Origin of the sequence: Dysgonomonas sp. PH5-45 (genome assembly GCF_029893235.1) — a bacterium.
Taxonomy (GTDB): Bacteria; Bacteroidota; Bacteroidia; order Bacteroidales; family Dysgonomonadaceae; genus UBA1309.
The window spans coordinates 124,131-133,483 of sequence record NZ_JARXWE010000003.1 but is presented as its reverse complement, the minus strand read 5'-3'; the positions used below and the strand labels follow the sequence as shown (position 1 = coordinate 133,483).

The window sequence follows — 9,353 nt, the reverse complement described above, 5'->3', positions numbered from 1 at the left end:
AGTTTCATCTTGTTTATATTTTGTAAGCTTATGCCAAATCAATAATTAATCATCTTTCTTGCAACGCACAGAATATTGGTTGAAGCGGTCGGAAGCGTCCCGTTGCACATCGAATTCGGTAGTTGGGGATGTATATATAACTCTAGTCCAAGCCCAAGGTTCAAAATCTTCAAAATAACCTTTACTCACCGTCCAGAAAGTAGAGGCTTCACCATACTTCCATATTTCTGCGTCTTGGCTTGAGTTTATTGTTATATAACCTACAGGCAGAGCATTAAAACCTCCTTGTATTACAGGATGAGATCTTCCCGGATGCTTCTTGCCCGAATTATCTTCGATAACCTCACAGCTTGTGCTGAAGGCTTTACTTAGGTCCCCATTCGCTGTGCCTCGTCGGGCCTCAGTACCTGCAACATTCCACACGTCGACTTTCCATTCGGGAGGATCGAAAGCACCGGTGTAGCTACTATACTTGGAGGGATTATTGTAAATCTCTTCTTCCAACTCGCTCCACTCCCTGTCGGTAGGGATATGCCAACCATCAGGGCAGATACCCTGAACCCTGATAGGGTTGCCTTCGTCGTCGTATTCTTTATCACCACCATAGCCCTGGTGCTCGTCAGTGGGGCCAACATCTTGCAGGTTTTGCCCCAATGTAGCAGCCTGATAATTATATAAATAACCGTGTGTCGATTCCCAGTATTCAGGTATTTTATTCTCTGCCGGGTATTCTATTATGGCACGATGGGGATGACAGTAATACCCATTTGCAAGCCCATCAGGTCTTGAATTAGCGCCCACCTTATAGGTCATTTTGGTTTCATCTACATCTACATAACGCATATTATCGAGCATCCATACACCTGCCTTACCAAAGGGATGGTATAGGTATTTTTGCGACCCACCTTTTTGCGGGCGATTGTCAGTCAAGACTCCCAGATCGGGCGACTTTTGGCTGAGCCCCAAGTGTTCCCATTGACTGCCTGTCCAGATATAAGGTCCCTTGTAGAGAGGGTTGCGCGAGCATTCATTGTCTTCGCCTCCGTACACTACCAGCCCTATATATTTATCATTGTCGGAGCTTCTGGCAGCACCACCCGGAGGGTTTAACGATCTGGCCAGGCCTCCGGTTATCGATTGCAGGTCTACCCGCGGCAGGCCTATACCTTTGGAGGCATTGACTAACGGCTCACCTGATATTACTGTGCCGTCTTCTATTTGGAGCAATGCTCCCGGATGGGGTCCTTTATCCACCCCGATTGTCACCTGGGACAGCACTTGCGGCCCCGGGCTTAATATGCCTATCAACAAGATAAAGCAAAAAAGGAAGTGATTAGTTTTCATATTTATTTATAGCTAAAGTTTGTTCAATATTTAGGTTTATATTTTTTTCAGTTTGTGTTGTTTGTTTTCATAAAGTTTTCATTTTAATTGTTTGTATAATGTTTTAAAAAGTTATTTGCAAAAAAGTACGGGGATTCATATGCCAGGCTTAATTAATAGAGAGACTGCCTGCTATTTTCGCAAACGACCAAACAGTTTTAATTGAATTAAAAGGCAAATTATATAGCATGGAATCCCCGTACTTAGTCTTGAATGACCACTTCTTCTTTTTCTTTTGGTTGAAGTAATGGCATAGAAAGGGCGGATAAACTTTTCTGAAAAAATTTATCCGGATATTTTTATTGATAAAATTATTTGGTATAATATGACGCGTACACGCACGCTGTTTACTACACAAAGAAAAAAAGATGTGCGTCTTTATTTTTTGTATAATAAAAGATGGTAAAGATGGTAAAGAATGTAGTTGTGTTAGTTGTGTATTATGTGAGGCTCTCTTGAATAAACAACAATACCCTCCAAGTTTATGGACGGCAAAAACATGATTATAAATCATTATCATTTGGCCTTTCATTATTCTGATTCAGTATTCAAATGGCAAAGATATAATTAAAATATCAATAAAAGAAGAGTTATTTTTTAAAAAGTGTTATTTTCAAGGTAAATATACTTTCAGATATTTCCTCCAATACGGGCTGTTTCTTGCATTGGAAAAAGGGTATAAACTGTTGCGAAATTATGGAGCGATGCAAAAAAAAGGTCTACAAGCCCTGGGAAGCTTGTAGACCTAAACATTACACAAAACCGTGAATTGCAAAACTTGTCGCAAAGTTCACTATTTTTCTACATTCTAATTTGTTCGGAACCTAAGGTTCGGGTTGATGTACACCTTTTTGACACAGCTATTAATCAATATAGTATCCGATACCCGGCAGGTTTCCTTCACTCCGTTGGTATAGACAACCTCTACGGAATATGTACCATAACCATGAGGCCGCATGTCGAGCGTAGAGTTTGTGCCGATTACAGTTTCGCTACCTACTTTTTTCCATGTGTACTGGGTATATTCGTTCCCGTAGAATCCTGCTGCCGTGAGGGTGTAACTGTCGGGGTCTCCATTATCGAAAACCTGACAGGGGAGAGGATCTCCAAGCCCATCTATCGTTCCGGGTTTATAGGGGTCGTAAGTTATATTGGTATTGTTTTGCCCGGCAACCGTACTTTTATTACCAAAGTGGAGAGTCTTGCCCGAAGCATTGATGTCTTTGATATTAACAAAGTCGAATCGGGTGGTTCCGGCCTGTACATCTAGGTTAGCTTGTGTACCCGCGGTTATGCTCTGTATATGCGATACATCGCAAGGAGTTCCAGACATGGTCAGGTTTTTAGTGACTGTTTGGGTACGGCCCGATTCCAGGCTATAGGGCTTATTGCCAAGTAAAACAAGTTCTTTAAAGGTATTATTACCTTGTATGTATCCACCTCCTTTAAACTCAACCCTATTGAACGTCACCTTTTCCGCTCCGGAAGCAGTATTGTAAATGTGGGCGACAGTTGAGTTTGCGTTTTCGAACGTTACATTATAAAATGTTTGTCCTGGATATGTTCTGAGCCCGTATAGGTAGATATTTGAAAAGCTTGTCATAAAATGAATATGTGAAGTGCCGGCATTTAGTGTAACCATAGATGTGGAAACATTGAATGTATAGCCTGATATATAAATGTCGGACGCTCCCAGATTCAGAACTATTGCTGCTTTGGGATTCGCCTTATAGTCCTCCTCTATATCTATTCTGAAATCATTGGTGTTAAATGTTCCCGCATGATGATATAAATCACAACCTACTTTAAAATTGTCGGTAAGTGAAATGTTGGAAGTTTCGTAGAAATTAACTTCACCCAGGGTATTTGGAGCCCCTGTGGTGACACCATTGCTGGTGATGGTTTTAGGAGTTCCCGTATCCATATAGTTTATAATGAATACCGATACAGGATCCATGCCCGATTGCCATGTAGAAGAACCATAAATATTAAGATTATGAGTGTCTTTGACGCCAGTGGTAGACCGTATTATAGGAGTAGTAGTGCAACCGCTAACGGTTACATTTCGACAGAATGCGCTTCCTTCAACAGTTACAGTCCGCGATGCGGAAGTAAATCCGGAGCCGGCATTAAAGAATACATCATCGCCGGGGCCAGGTACGCAGGCGCCACCTGTTCCACCCGGTGTGAGTGACCAATGAGCCGGATCGTTCCAGCTACCTGCTCCGCCAATCCAATATAAATTTTGTGTTCCACCGCCTGTAAAAGTCCAACCTGTATTGCCCCCGTTGTTAACAGAACTGCTAGCTATGAAAGTAGCTCCGTCGGTAGCCTGTATATCGGACATTATAACTCCCTGCACATTGACTGTTGCACCGGAAGGCATGGAAATAATAGCCTGGCTCCCTGCTGTTGACGATTTTAAAGTTGCCCAGCCGGCACAAGCTTGTCCCACTGTAAGTGAGTTTACAACGGTGATAGTATTTCCGGCTCTTAAAGTATAGTCCTTACCGGGTGCCATTGTGAGGTGGTTGAACTTGAAATTACCCTCAAAAGATGCTCCCCCTTTCAGGTCTACCCGGTTAAAATTTACAGGTAAATCTGTTGAGGGAAAGGGATAAACAGTCGAAAACCCGATGTTTGTTGTTTCTGTATTCTCAACAGACAGGTTATAAAATGTTTGTCCCGGATAAGCATCGAAACCACTTCCTGAGGTTTTTTTTACCGTGAAATGGATATGCGAGGTGCCGGCATCTACCGTTGCCAATGAGTGTTCTGTATCGAAGTAGGAAACATATATATTTGAGCTTCCGAGCTTTATAGTTCTTGCATCGGTGCTTTCTCCTATAGCACAGTTAAACTGATACGATAGGGTCATATCGAAATTTTTGGTATCGAATGTTCCGGTATATACATTAATCTCAGATCCTATAAAATTATCCTTCAAGCTAACGGAACTTGTTTCATATATATTTACTATACTTTTTGTAGTCACACCATTACTGGTTATCGTTTTGGGTGTTCCTGTATCTCGGTAATTAATCTGATATACATTAACGGTCATACCTGCCTGCCACACCGATGAGCCATATATATGCAGATATTTATAATTACCACTACTAAGTGTAGGGGGGACACCTGTACCTGAAAATGTGATATCCTTGCAATACACCGTTTCATCTATATTGATTGTCTCCGAACCTGTGGTAAAACCTGAACTGGCATTAAAGATAACGTTGTTTTTAGGGCCTGGTACACAGGCACCACCTGCCCCACCCGGTGTGAGTGACCAGTGAGCCGGATCGTTCCAATTGCCGGCACCACCCACCCAATAGAGAATAGGGGTGCTTCCCGCAGTAAAAGTCCATCCTGTATTGCCACCATCGTCGATCGAATTATTGACTGTGAAATCGGCCCCACCGGTTGCTGTAATTCCTTTGATTACAACTCCTTCAATATTCACCCCGGTGCCTGAAGCCATGGAAATGGTTGATGTGCCATAATCCTCTCCCCCACTTGATTTCACACTTTTTATTGTAGTCCATCCTGCACATGCCTGTCCTGCTGTAAGCGAACCGGTGATGGTCTGTGTATACCCACTTCGTAGCATGCAAAGCTTGCCCGGAGCTAAAACCAGTTGTTTGATTGTATTACTTCCGGCAATGTACGCTTCCCCCTTAAATTCCAAACGGTTGTAATTTAGGTTGCCAGTCTGTAGCTGAACTTTCCAGGTTTCGCCCTCAAATGTTACATTATAGAAAGTTTGCCCGTTGTAACCTTTGACCTCAGCCCCCGACGTTAAATGAATATGAGAAGTTCCGGCATTCACAGTACAAGCGGCATTATTAGTATAAAAATACGCACCAGTTATGTAGATATCGGAACTTCCAAAGTTTAAAGTACGGGGAGCAGTGCCTGCATTGGCATAAAATACCGATGTTTTTAGTTGAAAGTTATTGGTATTGAATGTCCCGGCATTTATAAATAATCCTCCACACTCTATATTATCCTGAAGGCTGATAGAAGTTGTCTCTTCCGAATAAACACCCCCCTTAAAAGCAACCCCATTAGACTTAATGGTTTTAGCCGTTCCGGCATCCTTGTAATAAGTTTCAGATACATTGTATGTCATGCCTGCCTGCCATACCGAAGAGCCATAGATATTAAGTGTTCCACTATAAATTGTTACACCTTGTATTTCAGGAGGAACAGCCGATCCGGCAAAAGTAATATTTCGGCAGTTTGCCGTAACGTCAACTTTAATGGTTTTCGAGCTTTCGGTAAATCCCGAATTAGCATCAAAAAACACATCGTCCTCCTTGCTGGGCACTACACCGGGCTTGGTATCCCCTCCCGAAGAGGTACGCCAGTGGTTGATATCCGACCAGTTACCAGCGCCACCTACCCAATAGTAGTTGGTGCTGAAAGCTGTTGCCGGAAACAAAAGGCAGATTAAAAACAGATATAATAATTTCTTCATGATACTATTTCCTTATTTAACTTTGAAAACCACATTCATAAATGTCTTCTCGGTGATGGTAAAACCCGAAGCCAGTTTATAGGTCAAGATTCCGTTGTTGTTAATGGCTACATTTGTGAATACCGCTTTGTCGTAATATGTTACGAAGTATCCAAGCTGCTCTTTAGCCATTACCGGCAATGTGCCAGCCGTAGGGCTTTTTGCCGAAGTGGTACCGTCGGTCAATCCGAATTGGCTTTGGTAGATAGAGTATAGGTCGAGTGTAAATGTTTGTGTTGCCGAATTATATTCGCTTGCCGTGGTTTCTGTTGGTACAACAATTGAGGGGGCATAAAAGAAGATGGTATTTTCCGGTACCAGCCGTACCCATTTGGTTCCGTCGTTGTAATAGAAACCGGCATATACCTGGGTAGCACCCGTGCCTTTGGGTTCAAGGTTGTATACGGTCATCCCTGCCACATGTGCCGTCATTGGTGAGGCAGAGGTTGTGGATGTGAGCGTCACCCTTGGCAAGAGCAACCCTTTTGTTGTAGTTCCTGTTTGTTTAAGATCCAGAATAGCATTTGTGTTAGGGGCGTCGTCCGAGCCGATTGTGACCTGCGCCTTGAGCGTACTTGCGCAAGAAAGGACGAATGTAAGGCATAGCAAAAGCCACAGTTTTGTTTGTTGTTTGTTCTTCATGATTTGTAAAGTGTTACCAATCCCCGTCTATAGGCAGGGATTTTCATTATTAAAATTTTATTTGATTGTATTGTTTTAAGAATATTCCGATTCAAAAAAATGGCAGGGGAGTTCTTATCCAATTTATATATATTGTTTGCTATTTTCTCAAACGGCGCGACAATGAAATTGAATCGAATAAAAGGCAAATAAATCAAAGGAACTCCCCGAATCTTTTTTTGTATGATTCTCGGGTTTATATTTTGTTTGAATGAAGTAAACAACCAGATTTTGCAGCTGATGAGTGTATGGCACACAAAAAAGGGATACTTTTTTTGTGTGTAAAAAAATACCCTAATATTTTGTATTATAATTTTTTTTAGTACATTTTGTGCGTAACTATATATTTCGTTTCTTTCAGAGTAAAAAAACGAAAATAAAGGAAGTAGTAGTTTTGTTAGTTGACTCTTATATGCGTGAGTCTCTCTCTAATAAAATAACGATACTATCCAAATTTTGGATAGTAAAAATGAAGTTATAAATCTCTGTAAATTGGATTCCTGCCATTTCAATTCGTTATTCAGGTGGCAAATATAGTGATAAAAAACGAAAAAGAAGCCCCGGAATCAATACGAGTATTGGAATTGTTAAAAATCGGATATGCGAATTTTATGGCATAAAGAATGTCCGTTTTCGGGGTTTTATTTCCCCAGAAATTATCCGTTATAGGCTTCAAAGTCCTTTCCTTATCAGCCTTGCTATATACCCTCGAATATACAAAAACTCACTATTTTTAAGAGCTTTTTATAGTATAGGGTAGAGTTGTGCTTTTTAATGTTTATATTTTATTTATTTGCATTTTTTAGAATAAATTAAACTATTATTTAACGATATGCTTGTCTAAAAACTTCTCATTTTGCTTTCGATTTATAACTATTCGCCACAGAAATATGTACAAACAAAAATTGTAAGACCCGAATTGTTGTTTTCTGTATTCCAAAATATTACATAATCAAATATTCGGATACTTTTGGGCTATATATTTTTATTTTAAATATCTTTGTGGCAACAATTGAACATGGCAAAAAAAGTACGGGACTTCATGCCGGGCATAATTAGTAGAGAGACACTGTCCGCTATTTTCGCAAACGGCCGGACAATTATAAAAGGCAAAATATATGGCATGAAATCCTTCGTACTTAGTTTTGGTAACCACTCTTTCTTTATCTCGTTTTCTTTGTTTGAGGTAATGACACAAAAAAAATATTCTGTTTTTATTGCTGATAAACTCTTTGGTTGGCCTTATTCTTAAGGTATAAAATTAAAGAGGCCGCCTCAAAAAGCATTTTCAATTTCTTTTCGTGTCATCCTGAGCAAAGCAATAGAGCCTTTTTCTGAAAGTTAATATTTTTGTTGCACTCAGAATGGTAAAGAAATGGGTACTATTGCCTTTTTGAGGAAGCCTCCGACTTCTGGTGGTTTTCACCACACTTTCATTTGCGGTTTTGTAAAATAAAAAGTGTTAACCGATTGAATATAGATATCTTTCCGGAGAAGATTAGTCTCCAAAACGTAGTATAGATACAAATGTGGATTTCCCAACCAGTTTTAGGCCTTCAGTGCAATTTCCTGATTGTCCGCGTCCCAATCTAATAATCCAACTTAGGGATGTTGATGTTTGGAACGTATAGGAAATAGTTCCTCCATGGTTTGATAAACTGCCTTGTTTATGACTTGCCGTAGAATGAATACGAGCCCCTTTAGGAAAATCAACAAAATAAGAAGATAAATTACAAACGTTAGAGGTAATAGGAATAGCGCCTTCATACACAAATGTTATCATATAACTTCCCGGTCTGAAAGTAACTGTTCGTGTTGATGAATTATAACTTAAATGTGTAGGAATACTGTTGAATACCATACTCATAGGGACTGTTTTAGAGGAACCGGTACCAATCCCGTTAAGGAATCCGGCTACATCGTTTTCTAACCTGAATAATGCAGGCTGAGGAATCCGGAGTTTACTAATCTCTTCTTGTATAACTTCGGTTTGCATTATAGGGCTCCAACGACTACCATTCCAGAAATAGAAGTTATTTGCTTTAACTACATTGACTCCTGATCCTGCGTTTATGGTGTTAAAAACAAGCAATCCTGTTGCAGGGTTTGATACGGGATACGCCACTCCCGCGCCACTACTCAAAGAAACCCGGGGAATTAATATACCCTTGTCTGTAGATACCATATCCAGTACGGCGCTCGCATTTGGAGTGGTGGTGCCAACACCTATTCTGCCGGTACCGTCAAGGCTGTATGTTAAATGGTTGTTGCTGAGTGTTATATTTGTAGGCTTTGTAAGAGTACCGCCTAATTGTATATTGTCTCCGGTTTTGGTCAGTCCATTGTTGGCTGTTACATCAAAACCACTGCTCGTATTCCATTGAGTGCCATCCCAATAATATATTCCGGGGTCGAATGTGCTGTTGTTAGTCAGGTTATACACCACCAAGCCTTTGTGTGTTGCTTTTTCGGTTGCCGATCCGCCTCCGCTGATAAATGGCTCGAGGGAATTGATCGCAACAAGGTTTACCCGTGGCAGCAGTACCCCTCCGGATGTAGCGGTTTCGCCACCGGAGTCACTGTTTTTTTCTTTGATATCCAGTAATGCGGCCTTCGATGGAGCTATGTCCGAGCCGATTGTAACCTGAGCCCGAAGGCCGAAGGTGAAGCCAAATACTGCTATTAGCATCAGTATTACGTTAATAGCTGTTGGTCTGCACTGCTTACTTTTTAAATTTAATCGCTTCATGTAATTATGTATTTAGTTTAT

4 protein-coding genes are annotated in these 9,353 nt (G+C 40.8%); all 4 read right to left on the bottom strand.

Annotated elements, in window-relative coordinates; genetic code table 11:
- Positions 1-45: 45 nt before the first annotated feature.
- Positions 46-1,344: an FISUMP domain-containing protein gene (locus M2132_RS02420; protein WP_280670769.1), complete on the bottom strand. Its 1,299-nt coding sequence runs from the start codon at positions 1,342-1,344 to the stop codon at positions 46-48.
- Between the two features lie 847 nt (positions 1,345-2,191).
- On the bottom strand, positions 2,192-5,863 hold the full coding sequence (locus M2132_RS02415) for a hypothetical protein (protein ID WP_280670772.1): 3,672 nt from the start codon (positions 5,861-5,863) through the stop codon (positions 2,192-2,194).
- 12 nt (positions 5,864-5,875) lie between these two features.
- Positions 5,876-6,544: a hypothetical protein gene (locus tag M2132_RS02410; protein ID WP_280670774.1), complete on the bottom strand. Its 669-nt coding sequence runs from the start codon at positions 6,542-6,544 to the stop codon at positions 5,876-5,878.
- 1,537 nt (positions 6,545-8,081) lie between these two features.
- A complete protein-coding gene (locus tag M2132_RS02405; RefSeq protein ID WP_280698187.1) occupies positions 8,082-9,332 on the bottom strand; it encodes a hypothetical protein in 1,251 nt (416 codons plus the stop codon).
- Between the last annotated feature and the right edge of the window lie 21 nt (positions 9,333-9,353).